This window comes from uncultured Flavobacterium sp. (assembly GCF_951805225.1).
Lineage (GTDB): Bacteria > Bacteroidota > Bacteroidia > Flavobacteriales > Flavobacteriaceae > Flavobacterium.
Genome location: NZ_OX638201.1, coordinates 5973731 through 5995225, shown reverse-complemented (window position 1 = coordinate 5995225; position 21495 = coordinate 5973731). Strand labels below are relative to the sequence as shown.

Sequence of the window (21495 nt, the reverse complement as noted above, 5' to 3'; positions counted from 1 at the left end):
TAACACTACAACGTTTTCGTTGTATAACTATTTTCTTATAAAAACCGATCGATACAAAAAATATATACTTTAGATGAATAATCTACAATTTATAGCTATCAAAATTACGAATTGTTCGTTTTTAGACCTCTATAAATATGTAATTATAACTTTATTAATCTAACCTTAACCAAATCTCGATTATGAAAAAACCTAATGCAAAGATTTATTTAATTGCAGCAATTACAGCATTCTTTTACTCTTGCTCGCAAAATGAAACAACCGAAGTCGATTCAAAAGCTGAAAGTCAGAAATTTGAAATCATTAATGTAACTCATCATGATGGAAAACCGTTTAGTACAGGACTTTCTAAATCATCTTCAACAGGAAAATATGTAGACAATCCTGGTGGCGGAGTCATGATGCAGGCCTTTTATTGGGATGTTCCCGCTGGTGGAAACTGGTGGAATACCGTAAGCAGTAAAGTAGCCGCTTGGGGTAACGCAGGAATTGGCTCAATATGGTTGCCGCCTGCTTCAAAAGCACAAAATGGTGCTTTCTCTATGGGATATGATCCTACCGATTATTTTGATTTTGGAGATTACAACCAAAATGGTTCTACTGAAACAAGATTCGGATCTAAAACTGAGCTTGTAAACTTGATCACAAATGCGCATACTGAGAACCTTAAAGTGTATGCTGATATTGTAATTAATCACAATAGCGGAGGTCAATCTGAAGCTAATCCTTTTACGGGAACCAATACATGGACTAATTTTACAGGAATCGCTTCTGGAAAATTCCCACGTACTTACAATGATTTTTACAAAAACAGTTATGGTAATAATGATGAAGGCGCTTTTGGTGGTTTTCCTGATTTATGCCACGCGGCTCCAAATGTTCAAAATTGGTTATGGCTTAGAACCGACGGAGTTGGTAAATACTACAAAAACACCATGAAATTTGATGGTTGGAGATTTGATTATGTCAAAGGTTTTGCTCCATGGGTTGTACACGATTGGAATGCTAATGTAGGCGGATTTTCAGTTGGAGAATATTGGGATGCAAACGTAAATACCTTAGAATGGTGGGCAAACAACGCGAACAGTTCTGTATTTGATTTTGCTTGTTACTACAAAATGAACGATGCTTTTGACGGAAATAATCTTGCTTTATTAAACGACGACATGATGTGGAAAAGAAATCCATACAAAGCCGTTACGTTTGTGACAAATCATGATACAGATGAAATTTCGAATAAATTATTGGCGTATTCCTATATATTAACACATGAAGGATATCCAACAATTTTCTACAGAGATTATGAAGAATGGTTGGATAAAAACAAATTAAACAACCTGATTTGGATTCACAATAATAAAGCGACTGGAACAACTTCAATTTTATATTCGGATAATGATGAATATGTTGCAAGAAGAAATGGTTACAACGGAAATCCGGGATTAGTTGTATATATCAATAACTCAGATTCATGGCAAGAAAGATGGATTCAAACTAATTGGGCGAATACACAAATCAAAGATTTTACAGGAAACTCAACTTGGTATCCAACAACTCAGGCAGACAAATGGGTAAAAATACAATGTCCTCCAAAAGGATATTCAGTTTGGTCTATTAATCAGTAATTTTAAATTTAGACTATTTAATTAAGGCTGTCCTAAAAAAACAGCCTTAATTTTTTGCTTATAAATTATCTCTAATAAATTGAAAGAGTTCCTAATTTAAGAAGTGAATATTTTTATTAAGCCGTAATTAATAGTACTTTTGCAACCTATTTATACGAAATATGAGCTTTTTAAAAGAAATACAACGCAGAAGAACATTTGGAATTATATCGCATCCCGATGCCGGTAAAACTACTTTAACTGAAAAGTTATTGTTGTTTGGAGGAGCTATTCAGGAAGCTGGTGCTGTAAAAAACAATAAAATTAAAAAAGGAGCAACGAGTGATTTCATGGAAATCGAACGCCAAAGAGGTATTTCGGTTTCAACCTCTGTACTTGCTTTTAATTATAAAGACAAAAAAATCAACATTCTTGATACTCCGGGACACAAGGATTTTGCTGAAGATACTTTTAGAACTTTAACTGCTGTTGATAGCGTTATTGTTGTAATTGACGTTGCAAAAGGGGTTGAGGAACAAACTGAAAAATTGGTTGCAGTTTGTAGAATGCGTAACATTCCGATGATTGTTTTCATCAATAAATTAGATCGTGAAGGTAAAGATGCTTTTGATTTGATGGATGAAGTGGAGCAAAAACTTGGATTAAAAGTTACTCCTTTAAGTTTCCCAATTGGTATGGGTTATGATTTTCAGGGAATTTATAATTTATGGGAAGAAAACATCAACCTTTTTAGTGGAGACAGCCGTAAAAATATCGAAGAAACTATCGCTTTTTCTGATGTTCAAAACAATCCTGAATTAGATAAAATTGTTGGTCAAAAAGCAGCTGAAAAACTTCGTGAGGAATTAGAATTAATTGATGAAGTTTATCCAAAATTTGAACGTCAGGATTATTTAGACGGAAAAATTCAGCCAGTGTTTTTTGGTTCGGCATTAAATAACTTTGGAGTTCGTGAATTATTGGATTGTTTCGTTGCTATCGCTCCGTCACCAAGACCAAAAGATTCTGAAACTCGTTTAGTTGACCCTAAAGAAGAAAAAATGACCGGTTTTGTTTTTAAAATCCATGCTAATATGGATCCTAAACACCGTGATCGTTTAGCATTTATAAAAATTGTTTCCGGAACTTTTGAAAGAAATAAGCCTTATTACCATGTTCGTCAAAAGAAAAATTTAAAATTCTCTAGTCCAAATGCCTTTTTTGCTGAGAAAAAGGAAATTGTAGACATTTCATATCCTGGTGATATTGTTGGTTTACACGATACTGGAAACTTTAAAATTGGAGATACTTTGACTGAAGGTGAAATTATGAGTTTCAAAGGAATTCCAAGTTTCTCTCCAGAGCACTTTAGATACATTAACAACGCTGATCCTATGAAAGCCAAGCAATTGGACAAAGGTGTTGATCAGTTAATGGATGAAGGTGTTGCACAGTTGTTTACATTAGAAATGAACAATCGTAAAGTAATTGGAACTGTTGGAGCACTACAATATGAGGTTATTCAATATCGTTTGGAACATGAATATGGCGCTAAATGTACTTATGAGAATTTCCCGGTTCACAAAGCTTGTTGGGTAAAACCTGATGATGCAAAAAATGACGAGTTTAAAGAATTCAAACGTATCAAGCAGAAATTCTTAGCTCATGATAAATACGGTCAATTGGTATTTTTAGCCGATTCTGATTTCACTATTCAAATGACACAAAATAAATACCCAAGTGTAAAATTATTTTTCACTTCGGAATTTGATTAAATTTCATTCTGTAAAAAACATAAAAAAAGCGCTAATTTTCATTAGCGCTTTTTTTTAATTTGAATTAAACCAACCTTATACTAAGTCATTATATTTCAAAAATTAATCTCTTTTTCTGTAAGAGTAAGCAAATTAAAACATTACTATCAAATAAGAAAATTTAGTCGACGAAAGTGAAACTAAATCGGGTAAACTACATTTAATTTTAAGTATCATCCAAAAAAAAGCCCCATTACTGGGGCTTTTATTAATTTATGCTTGTCCTGCCGGACCAAAATTAAGCGGGATTGGCGCTTGCTCCGTCTCTTTGATTTCGCCATGAGCGGCTTCAAAACGATGAATGTTTTCACCAATTGCTTTCAATAATCTTTTAGCATGTTGTGGTGTCAAGACAATTCTTGACTTTACCTTGGCTTTAGGAATACCTGGCATAATACTCACAAAATCTAAAACAAATTCTGATGATGAGTGGTTGATAATCGCCAGATTAGAATAAATTCCTTCTGCAATAGTTTCGTCCAACTCAATGTTAATCTGCTCTGGTTGTTGTTTCGGATTACTCATAGTTCCCTAATTAATAAATATATTCTTCTTTATTAGCCATCATTTCATTGTAATCGTCTTTTGATCCTACGATAGTGTTATCGTATTCTCTCATACCAGTTCCTGCAGGAATTCTGTGTCCAACAATTACATTTTCTTTCAATCCTTCTAAATCATCTACTTTACCAGCTACAGCAGCTTCGTTAAGTACTTTTGTTGTTTCTTGGAAAGAAGCAGCAGAGATGAATGATTTAGTTTGTAGCGAAGCTCTTGTAATACCTTGTAAAACTGGCGTTGCAGTTGCAGTAATTACGTCTCTAGCTACAACTAGATTTTTATCATTTCGTTTAAGCAATGAATTCTCATCACGTAAATCACGAGGCGAAATAATCTGACCTGGTTTCAATACAGCAGAATCTCCAGCGTCTTCAACTACTTTCATACCATATAATTTATCATTTTGAACGATAAAATCTTTAGTGTGAATTAATTGATCTTCTAGGAATAATGTATCTCCTGGATCTTGAACTCTTACTTTACGCATCATTTGACGAATAACTACCTCAAAGTGCTTGTCATTAATTTTTACCCCTTGTAAACGGTATACCTCTTGAATTTCATTTACCAAGTACTGTTGAACAGCAGCCGGCCCTTGAATTCTTAAGATGTCGTCTGGTGTAATTGCACCGTCAGACAATGGTACTCCTGCTCTTACGAAGTCATTTTCTTGTACTAAGATTTGGCTTGAAAGTTTAACTAAATACTTTTTAATCTCACCAAATTTAGATTCGATAACAATTTCACGGTTACCTCTTTTGATTTTTCCAAAAGAAACAACACCGTCAATTTCAGAAACAACCGCTGGGTTTGAAGGGTTACGAGCCTCAAGCAATTCAGTAATTCTTGGTAAACCTCCCGTGATATCGCCTGCTTTAGAAGAACGACGTGGGATTTTTACTAATACTTTACCTGCTTTAATTTTCTCACCGTTCTCAACCATAAGGTGAGCTCCTACTGGTAAGTTATACGAACGAATCAATTCACCTTCTTTACCATAAACTAATAAAGTTGGAATTAATTTTTTATTTCTTGCTTCAGAAATTACTTTTTCCTGGAATCCTGTTTGCTCATCGATTTCAACCATGAACGATTGTCCTTGCTCTAAATCCTCGTAAGCAATCTTACCAGTAAATTCAGAAACAATTACACCATTATATGGATCCCACTTACAGATCACAGATCCTTTAGTAACTACTTCACCATCCTTAACAAAAATACTAGATCCGTAAGGAATGTTATGTGTATTTAAAACGATTCCAGTTTTCTCATCAACTAATTTTAATTCAGTTGAACGTGATACTACGATATCAACCGCATTACCTTCGCTGTCCTCACCTTTTACAGTTTTTAAATCTTCAATCTCAAGTCTACCGTTGAATCTTGTAATGATACTAGATTCTTCAGAAATACCTCCAGCAACCCCTCCAACGTGGAACGTACGAAGTGTTAACTGTGTACCTGGCTCTCCAATAGACTGAGCTGCAATAACTCCTACTGCTTCACCTCTTTGTGTCATCTTACCAGTAGCTAAGTTTCTACCGTAACATTTCGCACAAATACCTTTTAAAGCCTCACAAGTTAATGGAGATCTAACCTCTACTCTTTCAATCGGAGAAGCTTCGATAGTTCTCATGATTGCCTCAGTAATTTGTTGTCCAGATTGAACCATTACTTCATTAGTAAGTGGATTTATAACATCTTGCAATGCAACACGTCCTAAAATTCTCTCTCCTAATGATTCAACAATTTCCTCATTTTTCTTCAAAGCAGAAACTTCAACACCTCTTAAAGTTCCACAATCTTCGATGTTTACAATAACATCTTGTGAAACGTCATGAAGCCTTCTTGTTAAGTATCCAGCATCGGCAGTTTTAAGAGCCGTATCCGCAAGTCCTTTACGAGCACCGTGAGTAGAAATGAAGTACTCAAGGATCGAAAGACCTTCCTTAAAGTTAGAAAGAATCGGGTTTTCAATAATCTCACCACCACCAGCAGTAGATTTTTTAGGCTTAGCCATCAAACCACGCATACCAGTTAACTGACGAATCTGTTCCTTAGAACCCCTCGCCCCAGAGTCAAGCATCATGTATACAGAGTTGAAACCTTGTTGGTCTTCTCTAATATTTTTCATTGCTAACTCTGTTAACTGAGCATTTGCTGAAGTCCATACGTCAATAACCTGGTTGTAACGCTCGTTATTGGTAATAAGACCCATGTTATAATTCACAGAAATACCTTCAACTTGTTCTCTGGCGTCTGCAATTAATTTTGTTTTTTGTTCTGGAATTCTAATATCACCTAAAGAGAATGATAAACCTCCTCTAAATGCGAATTTATACCCCATATCTTTCATATTATCCAAGAAAGCTGCCGTTGTAGGTACATCAGTCACACTTAAAATGTGTCCGATAATATCTCTAAGGTTTTTCTTAGTCAATACATCATTGATATATCCAGCTGCTTCAGGTACTACTTCATTAAATAATACACGTCCTGCAGTTGTTTGAATGATTTTATACACTAATTCTCCAGCGTCATTAAAATCTTTTGCTCTAATTCTTACACGAGCATTCAATTCTAATCTTCCTTCGTTTAATGCAATATTTACTTCTTCAGCAGAATAGAAAGTTAAGTCTTGACCTAAAATTATGTGTTCTGGCGTAGAGATACGTTCTTTGGTCATATAATATAGACCCAAGACCATATCCTGAGAAGGTACAGTAATTGGTGCTCCATTCGCAGGGTTAAGAATATTGTGAGAAGCCAACATTAATAATTGTGCCTCTAAAATAGCCTCTGGTCCTAATGGCAAGTGAACTGCCATCTGATCCCCATCAAAATCGGCGTTGAAAGCCGTACATACCAATGGGTGCAATTGGATCGCTTTTCCTTCAATTAATTTTGGTTGGAAAGCTTGAATACCAAGTCTGTGTAACGTAGGAGCACGGTTAAGTAATACTGGGTGACCTTTAATTACGTTTTCAAGGATATCCCAAACTACAGGCTCTTTTTTATCTATAATTTTCTTAGCAGATTTTACTGTTTTAACAATACCTCTTTCTATCAATTTACGGATAACGAAAGGTTTGTATAACTCAGATGCCATATCTTTTGGCAATCCACATTCGAATAATTTTAATTCAGGACCAACAACAATTACCGAACGAGCAGAATAATCCACACGTTTTCCAAGTAAGTTTTGACGGAAACGTCCTTGCTTACCTTTTAAGGAATCAGATAATGATTTTAATGGTCTGTTAGATTCTGTTTTAACAGCAGAAGCTTTACGAGTGTTATCAAATAATGAATCTACAGATTCTTGCAACATACGTTTTTCGTTTCTTAAGATAACTTCTGGAGCTTTAATCTCCATTAATCTTTTCAAACGGTTATTACGGATAATTACACGACGGTATAAGTCATTTAAATCTGAAGTTGCAAAACGACCTCCATCAAGTGGCACAAGCGGACGTAATTCTGGTGGAATAACTGGAACCACTTTCATAATCATCCACTCAGGACGATTTTCGCGGTTTAAGTTAGACTCACGGAAAGACTCAACAACTTGTAATCTTTTTAAAGCTTCAGTTTTACGTTGTTTAGATGTTTCGTTGTTAGCGCTGTGTCTTAATTCATAAGATAAAGCATCTAAGTCAATACGAGCTAATAAATCCATAATACATTCTGCTCCCATTTTGGCAACAAATTTATTAGGATCTAAATCATCTAAATATTGATTTTCTTGCGGAAGAGTATCTAAAATATTCAAATATTCTTCTTCAGTTAAGAAATCTAATCTTTGTAAAGATTCTCCATCTGCATTTTTAGCAATACCAGCTTGAATTACTACATATCTTTCGTAGTAAATGATCATATCTAATTTCTTAGATGGAAGACCAAGGATATAACCAATTTTGTTTGGAAGAGAACGGAAGTACCAGATGTGAGCAATTGGCACAACAAGATTGATGTGTCCTACTCTGTCACGACGTACTTTTTTCTCAGTAACTTCAACACCACAACGGTCACAGATGATACCTTTGTAACGAATTCTTTTATATTTACCACAAGCACACTCAAAATCCTTAACAGGTCCGAAGATTCTTTCGCAGAATAATCCGTCACGCTCTGGTTTGTGAGTTCTGTAGTTAATTGTTTCAGGTTTCAACACCTCTCCTCTTGATTCTTTCAAGATAGATTCTGGTGAAGCTAATCCTATCGAGATTTTGTTAAATCTTTTTATAGGATTCTTATCTTTATTATTATTTCTATTATTCATCATAGTTTTTACTATTGATTTATCTGCAATTAAAAAATTGATTTTAACTTATAACCTTCTCTTTAAAAAAGAGTAAAACCATCAAGTCACTACCACGGATTACTTCTCTAAACTTCAAACGTCAATTCTGAAGTGCTAATTACAAAACCTTAAGGTTATAAGTAAAAAATCGGAACGGTTTACGGGTATAAATCCTAAAAACTTTATTTTAATAAACAGCTTTAGTCTCAGCTTTCAGTGTTGAACTGAATACTGAGACTGCAACTGAAAATTTTATTTATTCTTCTAAACGAATGTCAAGTCCAAGACCTTTCAATTCATGCATTAATACATTGAATGATTCCGGTAATCCTGGTTCTGGCATAGACTCACCCTTAACGATAGCTTCGTAAGTTTTAGCTCTACCAATAACGTCATCCGACTTAACTGTTAAGATTTCACGAAGAGTACTTGATGCTCCATAAGCCTCAAGCGCCCAAACCTCCATCTCTCCAAAACGCTGACCTCCAAATTGAGCTTTACCTCCAAGTGGTTGTTGAGTGATCAACGAGTATGGTCCGATAGAACGTGCGTGCATCTTATCATCAACCATGTGTCCTAATTTAAGCATGTAAATTACACCCACAGTTGCAGCTTGATGGAAACGCTCTCCAGTACCACCATCATAAAGGTGTGTATGTCCGAAACGTGGTACTCCAGCTTCATCAGTCAAAGCATTGATTTGATCTAAAGATGCCCCATCAAAAATTGGAGTAGCAAATTTTCTACCCAAGTTCATACCAGCCCATCCAAGAACAGTCTCATAAATCTGACCAATGTTCATACGTGAAGGTACCCCAAGTGGATTCAATACGATATCTACCGGTGTTCCGTCTTCAAGGAAAGGCATATCTTCATGACGAACGATTCTTGCAACAATACCTTTGTTACCGTGACGTCCTGCCATTTTATCACCAACTTTTAACTTACGTTTTTTAGCGATATAGATTTTAGCCAATTTCAAGATTCCTGATGGTAATTCATCCCCAACTGTAATAGTGAATTTTTCTCTTCTTAAAGATCCTTGTAAATCGTTCAGCTTAATTTTATAGTTATGAATTAAATCATTAACCATTTTATTTGTAGCATCATCAGCAACCCATTGACCTTTGCTTAAGTGAGCAAAATCTTCTACTGCGTAAAGCATTTTTTGAGTATATTTTTTACCTTTTGGTAAAACTTCTTCACCCAAATCATTCATTACACCTTGAGATGTTTTTCCGTTAACGATCAAGAATAATTTCTCAACCAATCTGTCTTTTAATTCAACAAATTTAGTTTCAAATTCCATTTCTAAAGCGCCTAAAGCATCTTTATCCTGAGTACGTTTACGTTTATCTTTTACGGCTCTTGCAAATAATTTTTTATCAAGAACTACACCATGTAAAGATGGAGAAGCTTTTAATGAAGCATCTTTTACATCTCCTGCTTTATCCCCGAAGATTGCACGAAGCAATTTCTCTTCCGGAGTAGGATCTGATTCTCCTTTTGGTGTAATTTTTCCGATTAGAATGTCGCCAGGTTTAACCTCTGCTCCAATTCTGATCATACCGTTTTCATCTAAATCTTTAGTAGCTTCTTCAGAAACGTTAGGAATATCGTTTGTTAACTCCTCATTTCCTAACTTAGTATCTCTAACCTCTAATGAATAATCATCAACGTGGATAGAAGTAAAAATATCATCACGAACTACTTTTTCAGAAATTACAATCGCATCCTCAAAGTTATACCCTTTCCATGGCATGAACGCAACTTTTAAGTTTCTACCTAAAGCTAATTCACCATTTTGAGTAGCATATCCTTCTGACAATACTTGTCCAAGGACCACTCTGTCACCTTTTCTTACGATTGGTTTCAAGTTGATACTTGTACCTTGATTGGTTTTTCTAAATTTAATTAAGTTGTATGTTTTCTCATCAGCATCAAAACTAACCATTCTTTCGTCTTCAGTACGGTCGTATTTGATAGTAATAATATTAGCATCAACATATTCTACAGTTCCATCTCCTTCAGCATTAATCAATACTCTAGAATCTGAAGCCACTTGACGCTCTAAACCTGTACCAACAATTGGTGCTTCCGGACGGATCAAAGGAACCGCCTGACGCATCATGTTAGATCCCATCAAGGCTCTATTCGCATCATCATGTTCCAAGAAAGGAATCAACGAAGCTGAAATCGAAGCAATCTGGTTAGGCGCAACGTCTGTATAATGTACTGCAGATGGCTCAACAACCGGGAAGTCACCTTCCTCACGAGCAATAACATTGCTTGCTGTAATTTTACCTGAAGCATCCATTTCAATGTTTGCCTGAGCAATCATTTTTCCTTCTTCTTCTTCAGCACTTAAATAGATCGGTGTACTTTCTAAATCAACTACACCATCTGTAACTTTACGGTAAGGAGTTTCGATGAAACCCATTCCGTTAACTTTTGCATAAACACCAAGAGATGAAATCAAACCAATGTTTGGTCCCTCTGGAGTTTCAATCGGACATAAACGACCATAGTGTGTATAGTGAACGTCACGAACCTCAAATCCAGCTCTCTCTCTCGAAAGTCCACCAGGTCCAAGGGCAGAAAGTCTTCTTTTGTGCGTAATCTCAGCTAATGGATTCGTTTGATCCATAAATTGAGATAACTGGTTAGTACCAAAGAAAGAGTTGATAACTGATGATAATGTTTTAGCATTAATCAAATCAATTGGCGTAAACACCTCGTTATCTCTAACGTTCATTCTCTCACGAATAGTTCTAGCCATACGTGCCAAACCAACACCGAATTGTTGAGACAATTGTTCACCAACTGTTCTAACACGACGGTTTGATAAGTGATCAATATCATCAATCTCTGCTTTAGAGTTGATCAATTCGATCAAATATTTTACAATGGTAATGATATCTTCTTTGGTAAGCACTTGCTTTTCCATTGGGATATCTAAACCAAGTTTTTTGTTCATTCTGTAACGACCAACTTCACCTAAGTTATAACGTTGATCAGAGAAGAACAATTTATCTATAATACCACGAGCAGTCTCTTCATCAGGCGGTTCAGCGTTACGCAACTGACGGTAAATGTGCTCTACAGCTTCTTTTTCAGAGTTTGTTGGATCTTTTTGTAATGTATTGTGGATAATAGCATAATCTGCTTGGTTATTATCCTCTTTATGTAACAAAATAGATTTAACGTTAGAATCAATGATCTCTTCAACATTATCTTTGTCGATAATAGTATCACGATCAAGGATGATTTCGTTACGTTCGATAGAAACAACTTCTCCAGTGTCCTCATCAACGAAATCCTCATGCCATGTATTCAATACACGTGCAGCAAGTCTTCTTCCAATATATTTCTTAATACCAGTTTTAGAAACTTTAATTTCTTCAGCAAGGTCAAAAATTTCAAGGATATCCTTGTCTCTTTCGAATCCAATTGCACGGAATAAAGTTGTAACAGGTAATTTTTTCTTTCTATCGATATAAGCATACATTACGCTGTTGATATCTGTAGAAAATTCTATCCAAGATCCTTTAAAAGGAATTACTCTGGCAGAATAAAGTTTTGTTCCATTTGCGTGGAATGACTGACCAAAGAAAACCCCAGGAGAACGGTGTAATTGAGATACTACTACACGCTCAGCACCATTGATAACAAAAGTACCGCTTGGAGTCATATAAGGTATTGTTCCAAGATAAACATCTTGTACAATAGTTTCAAAATCTTCGTGTTCTGGATCTGTACAATATAGTTTTAACCTTGCTTTTAAAGGCACACTATAAGTAAGACCTCTCTCTATACATTCTTGAATTGTATAACGTGGTGGATCAACAAAATAATCTAGGAACTCCAATACAAAGTTGTTTCTTGTATCTGTGATTGGAAAATTTTCCATGAAGGTGTTGTACAACCCTTCGTTGCCTCTTTCGTCAGATTTAGTTTCTAATTGAAAAAAATCTTTAAAAGATTTAACCTGAACATCTAAGAAATCCGGATAGTCAGGAATATTTTTTGTAGAGGCAAAATTCAATCTTTCAGTCTGATTTGTTATCATCAATGGACAAAATTTTGATTAAAAAAAAGTAATTTTTTTGTGTAAAAACACACTGCGTAGTCTATACTTTCTTTTTAAAATCAATACATCTTTAAAAATAAACCAATAAAATTTAGTCCAATTTTCTTTCTTCGTATTGATCAAAAACTCTTTCGTATATTAAACTATTTGATAATAAAATTTAATGTATTTTATTATACGAAAAATGGTTTAGGCCTTTGAGTGTTAACTCAGGACCTAAACCTAGTTCTTAAAACCGAGTTGAATTATTTTAATTCAACTACAGCTCCAGCTTCTTCTAATGATTTTTTAAGACCTTCAGCCTCTTCTTTAGAAACACCTTCTTTAACGTTACTTGGAGCACCGTCAACTACATCTTTAGCTTCTTTCAAACCTAAACCTGTAAGTTCTTTTACTAATTTCACAACTGCTAATTTAGAAGCACCAGCTTCTTTTAATACAACTGTAAATTCAGTTTGCGCTTCTTCAGCAGCACCTTCTCCACCACCAGCAGCAACTACTACAGCTGCAGCAGCAGGCTCGATACCATACTCGTCTTTTAATATTGTTGCTAATTCGTTAACTTCTTTAACTGTTAGGTTAACTAATTGTTCTGCGAATTGTTTCAAATCTGCCATTTTTTCTATCGTTTAAAATGATTTGTAAAATATAATTTATTTATTGTGCGCTAATTAAGCTACAAGGAAATTTAATTCCTCGTACGAATTATTATGCTTCAGCTTCTTCTTCGCTACCAGCGAATTTGTTTTGTAAAGCTGAAATAATTCTTTGTGCTGGTGATTGCAATAATCCAATAAGTTCTCCAAGAAGTTCTTCTTTAGATTTGATAGTTGCTAATGCATCTAATTGATCATCTCCAATATAAATTTCAGAGTTAATATAAGCTCCTTTTAATACAGGTTTAGCCGATTTTTTTCTGAAATCTTTAATAATTTTTCCAGGTGCATTTGCAACATCTGAAATAAATATAGCACTGTTACCTGTCAATACTGAAGGTAAATCTCCATAGTCATTAGCAGAAGCTTCCATTGCTTTTGCAAGCAAAGTATTTTTTACAACCTCTAATTTAATACCTGCTTTAAAACAAGCTCTTCTCAAGTTTGAAGTTGTTTCTGCGTTTAATCCAGAAATATCAGATACATAAATAATATTTGTACCAGCTAACTGTGCAGTTAAATCTTCAATCGCGATTGATTTTTCTTCTCTAGTCATACTAAAAATTATTAACTACCAATTATACTGCTTTAGGGTCCAATGCAATTGCAGGACTCATAGTGCTTGTAAGGTGAATACCTTTAATGTAGGTACCTTTAGCAGCAGTTGGTTTAAGTTTGATTAATGTTTGAATAATTTCGTGTGCATTGTCATAAATTTGCTCAGCTCCAAAAGAAACTTTACCAATTCCTGCATGTACGATACCAGTTTTATCAACTTTAAAGTCAATTTTACCAGCTTTAACCTCTTGAACAGCTTTTGCAACATCCATAGTTACAGTACCTGTTTTAGGGTTTGGCATTAAACCTCTAGGTCCTAAAATACGACCTAATGGACCTAATTTACCCATAACAGCTGGCATAGTGATGATAACATCAACATCTGTCCAACCATCTTTAATTTTTTGTAAATAATCGTCAAGACCTACATAATCAGCTCCAGCTTCTTTAGCTTCCGCTTCTTTATCCGGAGTAACTAATGCTAATACTTTAACGTCTTTACCTGTTCCGTGAGGTAATGTAACTACACCTCTAACCATTTGATTCGCTTTTCTTGGATCTACACCCAAACGAACTGCGATATCAACAGACTCATCAAATTTTGCAGAAGCTATAACTTTAATTAATGCAGCAGCATCTTTCAAAGTGTATAGTTTGTTCTTTTCAATTTTTGAAGCAGCCTCTTTTTGCTTTTTTGTTAATTTTGCCATTTCTTTCTCTTAATTAAAAAGGAGCATCTCCTGATACAGTTATACCCATAGATCTAGCAGTTCCAGCGATCATGCTCATTGCAGATTCGATTGTGAATGCATTTAAATCTACCATTTTATCTTCAGCAATAGCTTTGATAACGTCCCAAGTAACACTAGCTACTTTTTTACGATTTGGTTCACCTGATCCAGACTTTAGCTTTGCAGCTTCCAATAATTGGACAGCAGCCGGAGGAGTTTTTACAACAAAATCAAATGATTTGTCTTTATACACAGTAATTTGTACTGGGCATATTTTGCCAGGTTTATCTTGTGTTCTAGCATTGAACTGCTTACAGAACTCCATGATATTAACCCCAGCAGCTCCTAAAGCAGGTCCAACCGGTGGCGACGGATTCGCAGCACCTCCCTTAACTTGTAGTTTAACTACCTTACTAATTTCTTTAGCCATTTTTTAAAAAATTTAACACCCTAATCATTGGAAGCGATTACGGTGGTTATTATAGATGTAACAAAAATTATACTTTTTCAACTTGCATAAAACTCAATTCTAATGGAGTTTTTCTTCCGAAAATCTTAACCATTACTTCAAGTTTACGCTTTTCTTCATTGATTTTTTCAACCGTTCCGTTGAAGCCATTGAAAGGACCATCGATCACTTTAACAGTTTCTCCTAAGTTGAAAGGAATAGAACGAGTATCTGTATTAACAGCAAGCTCATCTACTTTACCTAACATTCTATTTACTTCAGAAAGTCTCAAAGGAACAGGTTCTCCACCTTTAATCTCTCCTAAAAATCCAATTACACTAGTAATAGACTTAATAATATGAGGTATCTCACCAACTAAATTGGCTTCGATCATAACATATCCAGGAAAATAAACTTTATCCTTAGACATTTTCTTTCCTTCTTTTACAGTAACTACTTTTTCTGTAGGCACTAAAACTTGGGAAACATAATCACCCATACCTAATCTGGCAATCTCGGTTTCGATATAAGCTTTGACTTTATTTTCTTGCCCGCTTACAGCTCTAACCACGTACCATTTTTTCACATTATTATCTGCCATCACAAAAAAATTATCCTTTTAACCAGTTAAAAAATCCAGCCAAAGCTTTTGCAAAAAATTCGTCTACTCCCCATGTTGCCAAGGCGAATAAAACCGAAAATACAGCCACAACAATTGTCAATTTTTGAACCTCAGCCCAAGCAGGCCAAGTAACATTTGACTTTAACTCTTCGAAAGCCTCTGATAAATAATTAGTAACTTTTGTCATTTGATATATTTTATATTGCACGGGCGGAGGGATTCGAACCCCCATCAACGGTTTTGGAGACCGCTATTCTACCCTTGAACTACGCCCGTAATTAAAAGCCAGCGATATCAGTTAAGAATCAACTGGCTTTTTATAATTTTTATAGGATTATCCTACGATTTCAGTCACCTGACCTGCTCCTACTGTTCTACCACCTTCACGGATAGCGAAACGTAAACCTACGCTCATTGCGATTGGGCTTAATAAAGCAACATTAATAGTCAAGTTGTCTCCTGGCATTACCATCTCTACTCCTTCTGGTAAAGTAATAACTCCTGTTACGTCAGTTGTACGTACGTAGAACTGTGGACGGTAGTTATTATGGAATGGAGTATGACGTCCACCTTCTTCTTTTTTCAAGATATAAACCTCAGCTTTGAAAGTAGCGTGTGGTTTTACTGATCCTGGCTTAATGATAACCATTCCTCTTTTGATAGATTCTTTATCAATACCTCTTAACAATAAACCTACGTTATCTCCAGCTTCTCCTCTATCAAGGATTTTACGGAACATCTCAACTCCTGTAATAGTAGAAGTTAATTTATCAGCTCCCATACCAATGATTTCAACTGGATCTCCTGTATTAGCAATACCTGTTTCGATACGACCTGTAGCAACAGTTCCACGACCAGTAATTGTAAATACATCTTCAACCGGCATCAAGAATGGTTTAGCTACGTCACGTACTGGCTCTTCGATCCAAGCATCAACAGCTTCCATTAATTCAATGATTTTTGGTACCCAAGCAGGATCATTATTCAATCCTCCTAAAGCAGAACCTTGAACTACAGGACCATTATCTCCATCATATTCATAGAAAGATAATAAATCTCTAATTTCCATTTCAACAAGCTCTAACAATTCAGCATCATCAACCATATCCACTTTGTTCATGAAAACAACGATTCTTGGAATACCTACCTGACGACCTAAAAGGATGTGCTCACGAGTTTGTGGCATTGGACCATCTGTAGCAGCAACTACTAAGATAGCTCCATCCATTTGAGCTGCTCCAGTAACCATGTTCTTTACGTAATCCGCGTGACCTGGACAGTCAACGTGAGCGTAGTGACGGTTAGCTGTTTCATACTCTACGTGTGATGTATTAATAGTAATACCTCTTTCTTTCTCCTCTGGAGCGTTATCGATTTGATCAAACGATTTTGCTTGACAGTAACCAGCATCAGACAATACTTTTGTAATTGCTGCAGTTAATGTAGTTTTTCCGTGATCCACGTGTCCAATTGTACCTATGTTTAAGTGCGGTTTGGAACGATTAAAATTCTCCTTTGCCATTTTACTTAATTTTTAATCTTAGTTATATATTAATTTTCAATTTCCTACTTACTTGAGCCAACTACGGGAATTGAACCCGTGACCTCTTCCTTACCAAGGAAGCACTCTACCCCTGAGCTAAGTCGGCAGAGTTCTAATCTTAGATTCTCTGATTTCTAATCAAAATCAAATCTTTTTTAAGACAAATCTAAATTCTGAAATCATTAACCTGAAATCAAAATTTGTGGGGAGAGCAGGATTCGAACCTGCGAAGTTCACACAGCAGATTTACAGTCTGCCCTCGTTGGCCGCTTGAGTATCTCCCCTTTATTTTATCAATAATTGCATGAACAATTTCAAATCGCATTTGAAATATTTTAGAGCCGGCGGAGGGACTCGAACCCACGACCTGCTGATTACAAATCAGCTGCTCTAGCCAACTGAGCTACGCTGGCAATATCAATAAAAAAGTCCGCTATTTCTAACGGACTGCAAATGTAGCTATTTTATCTTTGTATCAAAACATTTTTTGAAAAAATTTTTCAATTATATGTGTGCTCTTATTTTTTCTTTCCTTTTTACTAGTAAACGTTCTAAAGATTCTGCCGAAAGTTCGACCGCTTCTTCAAATGTCTTGCATTGCTTTTTAACCAAAAAATCATCTCCCGGGACATTAATCTTAATCTCTACTGCCTTATTCTCCTTATCACTTGTTCTTTCAACTTTCAAAAAAACATCGGCCGAAACCACTCGATCGTAATATTTTTCTAATTTATCCATTCTCTCTTGAATAAAATCCACCAATTTTCTGTCAACAGTAAAGTTAACTGCATGAACATCTACCTTCATAATACTAATTTTAGGGTTAAACATTTCAGAACTATTATTTGTTCCGAGGATGCGCATCAGTATACACCTTTTTAAGCTCTGCTAAACTATTATGAGTATAAACTTGCGTTGACGCTAAACTCGAATGCCCTAATAATTCCTTAACTGAATTTAAATCCGCTCCGTTATTTAATAAGTGAGTCGCAAAAGTATGCCGAAGCACATGTGGACTTTTTTTTACCTTTTCAGAGACTCTACTAAAGTATGAATTTATTAATCGATACACAAAAGATTCGCTCAATTTTAACCCTTTTCGGGAAATAAAAAAATAATCATCATCTACTATCTTTTCAAGCTGAGATCTTTCTTTCAAATACAAACCAAATTGCTCTATAATAATCGGTAAAATCGGAATAATACGTTCTTTATTTCGTTTCCCTAAAACCTTAACCACATTCGAAGATAAATCAACATTATTCTTCATCAAATGTATCAACTCAGCTCTTCGCATTCCGGTAGTATAAAACAAATCAATTATAAGCTTATCCCTCACCTCTTCAAAACCAGAAGGATTATCAATTTCCCGCATTAAATCCGTTAGTTCTTTTTCAGAAAAAGGAATCTGAATAATTTTCGGCGTTTTCAAAGCTTTATGCTTCAACATAGGACTAACCTCTATTTGCTTTGTCTTTAAAAGAAACTTATAAAAAGCTTTCAAAGAAGCCATTTTACGATTTACAGAAACATTTGAAATATCCTCATCCACCAAAGAAACAACCCAACTTCTTATCTGACTATAATTTACCTGCTCGATATTCTCCTGTTCAAAATGAGTTTTATTGAACGTTTCAAAAAACAAGATATCATTCAAATAAGCATTTACCGTATGTACAGAATATTTCTTCTCCAGTTGAAGATATTCACGAAACGCCTCTTTATTTGATTTCATAAAAACAAACACTTATTAATTACAGAATAAATAAAAACCACTTACACCTTATATAGCTACTTCAAAATTAAGCATAAAAAAACCGTTAGTATCAAAATTTTGATACTAACGGTAATTATTTTTAAAAAAGCCTAATACTAACTTTCTAAACTATCTCTCAAGTTTTGAATGTAAGCAGCTTTTTGAATTTGAGCTCTTTTGATTACAGAAGGCTTAATAAAAGCAGTACGTGCTCTTAGTTGACGAACAGTTCCTGTTTTATCAAATTTTCTTTTATAGCGCTTTAATGCTCTATCGATATTTTCTCCGTCTTTAATTGGTATAATTAACATAATATTGACACCTCCTCTCGTTAAGGGTGCAAAAGTATATATTAATTATGAATTATGAGTTATAAATTCTAAATTATTTCTGAAAAAAGATAACAAAAAATAGAGAATAGACTTTAGAGCCCATTTTTACTACGAAGGTTCTACATAATATTCATCTTTTGTAGCAATTCTTTACTCTAAAAGAACTAATTCACTCTTAGAATTCTATCTTAACTAGAGTGCGTGAGGGATTGCAACAGAAATCCTTTTTTGTTTTTTCTTTAAAAACAAAAAAGATTAGAGAGAAAAGCCCGACCATAAGAACAAAAGCCACTTAACGTTTGCTAAATGGCTTTTGTTTTTATGGGCACGCCCAACTTATTATTTTACTCTTTTAGAAGGTTTCTTGCAATAACTACTTTTTGAATTTCTGTAGTTCCTTCTCCAATTGTACATAGTTTAGAGTCTCTGTAGAACTTCTCTACCGGAAAATCTTTTGTATAACCATATCCGCCATGAATCTGGACAGCATCGTTAGCAATTTTCACACAAGCTTCTGAAGCATACATTTTTGCCATAGCGCCAAGTGTCGTAACAGGTTTATGCTGTTGCTTTAAGAAAGCTGCTTTATGCAATAACAATTCCGAAGCCTCGATCTCAGTTGCCATATCCGCCAACTTAAAGGAGATTCCCTGAAAGCTGCTAATAGGCTGACCAAACTGATGTCTTTCTTTAGAATACTTTAATGCAGCTTCATAAGCCCCTTTAGAGATTCCTAATGATAAGGCTCCAATCGAAATTCTACCTCCATCTAATATTTTCATTGCCTGAACAAAGCCCTGACCAACTTCTCCTAATCTATTTGCATCTGGAACGCGACAACCGTCAAAAACCAATTCGGCAGTTTCGCTGGCACGCATTCCTAATTTATTTTCTTTTTTTCCTGAACTAAAACCTTTCATTCCTTTTTCGAAAACAAAAGCTGTCATTCCTTTTGAATCTCCTTTTTCGCCTGTACGAACAATTACGACAGCAACATCTCCAGAAATAGCGTGCGTAATAAAGTTTTTAGCTCCGTTTACAATCCAGTGATCGCCATCTCTAACTGCAGTTGTATTCATTCCACCAGCATCAGAACCTGTATTGTGCTCGGTTAATCCCCAAGCTCCAATATATTCAGCTGTTGCTAATTTTGGCAACCATTTTTTCTTTTGTTCTTCATTTCCAAAAGTCAAAATATGATTTGTACATAGTGAATTATGCGCTGCAACAGATAATCCAATTGACGGATCTACTTTTGAAATCTCTTCGACAACTGTAATATATTCGTGATATCCTAAACCTGAACCTCCATATTCTTCAGGAACCAAAACACCCATAAATCCCATTTCGCCTAATTTTTTGAATAAAGGAATTGGGAAAATTTGAGCTTCGTCCCATTCCATTATATAAGGTTTAATGTTTTTATCGGCAAACTCTTTTATAGACTGAGCAATCATCGATTGCGTTTCATTGTAATCAAAATTCATTGTGTGGTGTTTTTTTAGAACTCCAAATATAAACTAATTATTTTTGCTTTATCAACAGGAAAATCTTTAATTTTTGATAAATCCTCAATATTATTAAAATTTCCGTTCATACTTCGAGTTGTCACTATCTGTTTTGCCAATGCATATCTGAAATAAGCAAACTGCGATAATTCTTTTAAAGAGGCATCATTTACTGCGATTTTTTTCAAATTTGAAGGTATCACAACTTTAAAATGCGAATTTAATTCTATTACAACTTCCGGTGAAAGTCCCCAAACATCCTTCATTTGTTCCATAGAAACAAAACATCCTAAAATTTCTTTTTGCTTTAATATTCTTAAAGATAAAGCTTCGCCTATTCCGTATACTTTGATTAAGTCTTCCTGAGTTGCTACATTTATATCTGAAACTTCCGCTTTTTCCTTTTTCAAATAAGATTTCTGAACATATTCTTTCTTTTCTGTCTTGAAAGTAGATTTATTCTGCGTCCAATCCGGAAATTTAAACAATGGAGAAATAACGCTTAATAAAGAATCAGAAACTTTTGTGACTTGCTGAAACTCCTCGACAGAATTGACATATTTATTTTCTTTTCGAAAAGCTAGTAAACGATCAATCTCCTCAATCGACATTCCGAGTTTATAACCTTTATAATCTGAGATAAAGTTTGGATTAAAAGTATACACTTTCGGCTTCTCATTATATTTTATCGATTTTAAGGAATCTATTTCTGTTTGTAAAGAAATCCACTCTTGTTTTTCAGGGAAAAGTTTTTCAGGAACACTAAAGTCTGCAAAAAAATAAACTGCTTGTAATACTATTATAATTATAAAAAGCAAAAAAATCCCGGTACGCTGCTGACTTGTAAATTTAAAATGCCCTAACAATGCTTTAAAATTCATTATTTTAAAAATTTTCTATTTCAGATTGAAATAAGATTTGTGCGAAAATAAATCATTTTATTAAGAAAAATAGTAAAATTTTGACTAA

General features: G+C 34.8%; 17 protein-coding genes and 4 tRNA genes. 2 read left to right on the top strand and 19 right to left on the bottom strand.

The window, feature by feature from the left end; all coding sequences use genetic code 11:
• Positions 1-182 precede the first annotated feature (182 nt).
• Both WN975_RS25065 and WN975_RS25060 read left to right on the top strand, forming a co-directional pair.
• Entirely contained in the window at positions 183-1625 is a 1443-nt protein-coding gene (locus tag WN975_RS25065) for an alpha-amylase (RefSeq protein ID WP_337968849.1), read from the top strand.
• Positions 1626-1786: 161 nt separating this feature from the next.
• Positions 1787-3379 carry a peptide chain release factor 3 gene (locus WN975_RS25060; RefSeq protein ID WP_337968848.1) on the top strand — a complete coding sequence of 531 codons (1593 nt, stop codon included), beginning with the start codon at positions 1787-1789 and terminating at the stop codon, positions 3377-3379.
• Between the two features lie 252 nt (positions 3380-3631).
• Here WN975_RS25060 and WN975_RS25055 read toward each other — a convergent pair whose 3' ends face one another.
• The 19 genes from WN975_RS25055 to WN975_RS24965 all read right to left on the bottom strand — a co-directional run bounded on the left by WN975_RS25055 (position 3632) and on the right by WN975_RS24965 (position 21407).
• The gene (locus WN975_RS25055; RefSeq protein WP_099711150.1) at positions 3632-3943 is read right to left on the bottom strand and encodes a DUF3467 domain-containing protein; all 312 of its coding nucleotides are present in this window, start codon (positions 3941-3943) and stop codon (positions 3632-3634) included.
• A 10-nt stretch (positions 3944-3953) separates the two neighbouring features.
• Positions 3954-8264, bottom strand: a complete 4311-nt coding sequence (gene rpoC / locus WN975_RS25050) for a DNA-directed RNA polymerase subunit beta' (protein ID WP_337968847.1) — start codon at positions 8262-8264, stop codon at positions 3954-3956.
• Positions 8265-8538: 274 nt separating this feature from the next.
• A complete protein-coding gene (rpoB, locus tag WN975_RS25045; protein ID WP_099711148.1) occupies positions 8539-12351 on the bottom strand; it encodes a DNA-directed RNA polymerase subunit beta in 3813 nt (1270 codons plus the stop codon).
• A gap of 266 nt (positions 12352-12617) precedes the next feature.
• Positions 12618-12989 carry a 50S ribosomal protein L7/L12 gene (gene rplL / locus WN975_RS25040; protein ID WP_007807437.1) on the bottom strand — a complete coding sequence of 124 codons (372 nt, stop codon included), beginning with the start codon at positions 12987-12989 and terminating at the stop codon, positions 12618-12620.
• Between the two features lie 91 nt (positions 12990-13080).
• Positions 13081-13584: a 50S ribosomal protein L10 gene (gene rplJ / locus WN975_RS25035; protein WP_026985794.1), complete on the bottom strand. Its 504-nt coding sequence runs from the start codon at positions 13582-13584 to the stop codon at positions 13081-13083.
• A 22-nt stretch (positions 13585-13606) separates the two neighbouring features.
• Entirely contained in the window at positions 13607-14296 is a 690-nt protein-coding gene (rplA, locus tag WN975_RS25030) for a 50S ribosomal protein L1 (RefSeq protein WP_089053851.1), read from the bottom strand.
• Positions 14297-14309: 13 nt separating this feature from the next.
• Complete coding sequence (gene rplK, locus WN975_RS25025; RefSeq protein ID WP_007807442.1) at positions 14310-14747, bottom strand: 50S ribosomal protein L11; 438 nt, start codon at positions 14745-14747, stop codon at positions 14310-14312.
• A gap of 67 nt (positions 14748-14814) precedes the next feature.
• Positions 14815-15366, bottom strand: a complete 552-nt coding sequence (nusG, locus tag WN975_RS25020) for a transcription termination/antitermination protein NusG (RefSeq protein ID WP_059116013.1) — start codon at positions 15364-15366, stop codon at positions 14815-14817.
• Between the two features lie 10 nt (positions 15367-15376).
• Positions 15377-15574, bottom strand: a complete 198-nt coding sequence (secE, locus tag WN975_RS25015) for a preprotein translocase subunit SecE (RefSeq protein WP_041517377.1) — start codon at positions 15572-15574, stop codon at positions 15377-15379.
• Positions 15575-15592: 18 nt separating this feature from the next.
• A tRNA-Trp gene (locus tag WN975_RS25010) sits at positions 15593-15663 on the bottom strand.
• Between the two features lie 58 nt (positions 15664-15721).
• Positions 15722-16909: an elongation factor Tu gene (gene tuf, locus WN975_RS25005; RefSeq protein ID WP_031456758.1), complete on the bottom strand. Its 1188-nt coding sequence runs from the start codon at positions 16907-16909 to the stop codon at positions 15722-15724.
• A 55-nt stretch (positions 16910-16964) separates the two neighbouring features.
• Positions 16965-17036: transfer RNA gene (locus tag WN975_RS25000), tRNA-Thr, on the bottom strand.
• Positions 17037-17133: 97 nt separating this feature from the next.
• Positions 17134-17214: transfer RNA gene (locus WN975_RS24995), tRNA-Tyr, on the bottom strand.
• A gap of 55 nt (positions 17215-17269) precedes the next feature.
• Positions 17270-17343 (bottom strand) — tRNA-Thr (locus WN975_RS24990).
• A 91-nt stretch (positions 17344-17434) separates the two neighbouring features.
• Positions 17435-17737, bottom strand: coding sequence for a ribosome-associated translation inhibitor RaiA (gene raiA, locus WN975_RS24985; RefSeq protein WP_017496722.1), 303 nt, complete (start codon positions 17735-17737; stop codon positions 17435-17437).
• 34 nt (positions 17738-17771) lie between these two features.
• Positions 17772-18665 carry a tyrosine-type recombinase/integrase gene (locus tag WN975_RS24980; protein ID WP_337968846.1) on the bottom strand — a complete coding sequence of 298 codons (894 nt, stop codon included), beginning with the start codon at positions 18663-18665 and terminating at the stop codon, positions 17772-17774.
• 137 nt (positions 18666-18802) lie between these two features.
• Positions 18803-18997 (bottom strand): 30S ribosomal protein S21, encoded by a 195-nt coding sequence (gene rpsU, locus WN975_RS24975; RefSeq protein WP_035684969.1) that lies wholly within the window; start codon positions 18995-18997, stop codon positions 18803-18805.
• A gap of 365 nt (positions 18998-19362) precedes the next feature.
• On the bottom strand, positions 19363-20505 hold the full coding sequence (locus WN975_RS24970; RefSeq protein WP_337968845.1) for an acyl-CoA dehydrogenase family protein: 1143 nt from the start codon (positions 20503-20505) through the stop codon (positions 19363-19365).
• Positions 20506-20519: 14 nt separating this feature from the next.
• Positions 20520-21407 carry a helix-hairpin-helix domain-containing protein gene (locus WN975_RS24965; protein WP_337968844.1) on the bottom strand — a complete coding sequence of 296 codons (888 nt, stop codon included), beginning with the start codon at positions 21405-21407 and terminating at the stop codon, positions 20520-20522.
• Positions 21408-21495 lie beyond the last annotated feature (88 nt).

Coding starts and splice junctions, on each gene's coding strand:
- WN975_RS25055 (WP_099711150.1), bottom strand. CDS start 3,943: ATGAGTAATCCGAAACAACAACCAGAGCAGATTAACATTGAGTTGGAC.
- rpsU (WP_035684969.1), bottom strand. CDS start 18,997: ATGTTAATTATACCAATTAAAGACGGAGAAAATATCGATAGAGCATTA.
- tuf (WP_031456758.1), bottom strand. CDS start 16,909: ATGGCAAAGGAGAATTTTAATCGTTCCAAACCGCACTTAAACATAGGT.
- rplJ (WP_026985794.1), bottom strand. CDS start 13,584: ATGACTAGAGAAGAAAAATCAATCGCGATTGAAGATTTAACTGCACAG.
- rplA (WP_089053851.1), bottom strand. CDS start 14,296: ATGGCAAAATTAACAAAAAAGCAAAAAGAGGCTGCTTCAAAAATTGAA.
- WN975_RS25060 (WP_337968848.1), top strand. CDS start 1,787: ATGAGCTTTTTAAAAGAAATACAACGCAGAAGAACATTTGGAATTATA.
- WN975_RS24970 (WP_337968845.1), bottom strand. CDS start 20,505: ATGAATTTTGATTACAATGAAACGCAATCGATGATTGCTCAGTCTATA.
- rpoC (WP_337968847.1), bottom strand. CDS start 8,264: ATGATGAATAATAGAAATAATAATAAAGATAAGAATCCTATAAAAAGA.
- WN975_RS24980 (WP_337968846.1), bottom strand. CDS start 18,665: ATGAAATCAAATAAAGAGGCGTTTCGTGAATATCTTCAACTGGAGAAG.
- nusG (WP_059116013.1), bottom strand. CDS start 15,366: ATGGCAGATAATAATGTGAAAAAATGGTACGTGGTTAGAGCTGTAAGC.
- WN975_RS24965 (WP_337968844.1), bottom strand. CDS start 21,407: ATGAATTTTAAAGCATTGTTAGGGCATTTTAAATTTACAAGTCAGCAG.
- rplL (WP_007807437.1), bottom strand. CDS start 12,989: ATGGCAGATTTGAAACAATTCGCAGAACAATTAGTTAACCTAACAGTT.
- rplK (WP_007807442.1), bottom strand. CDS start 14,747: ATGGCTAAAGAAATTAGTAAGGTAGTTAAACTACAAGTTAAGGGAGGT.
- secE (WP_041517377.1), bottom strand. CDS start 15,574: ATGACAAAAGTTACTAATTATTTATCAGAGGCTTTCGAAGAGTTAAAG.
- raiA (WP_017496722.1), bottom strand. CDS start 17,737: ATGAAGGTAGATGTTCATGCAGTTAACTTTACTGTTGACAGAAAATTG.
- WN975_RS25065 (WP_337968849.1), top strand. CDS start 183: ATGAAAAAACCTAATGCAAAGATTTATTTAATTGCAGCAATTACAGCA.
- rpoB (WP_099711148.1), bottom strand. CDS start 12,351: ATGATAACAAATCAGACTGAAAGATTGAATTTTGCCTCTACAAAAAAT.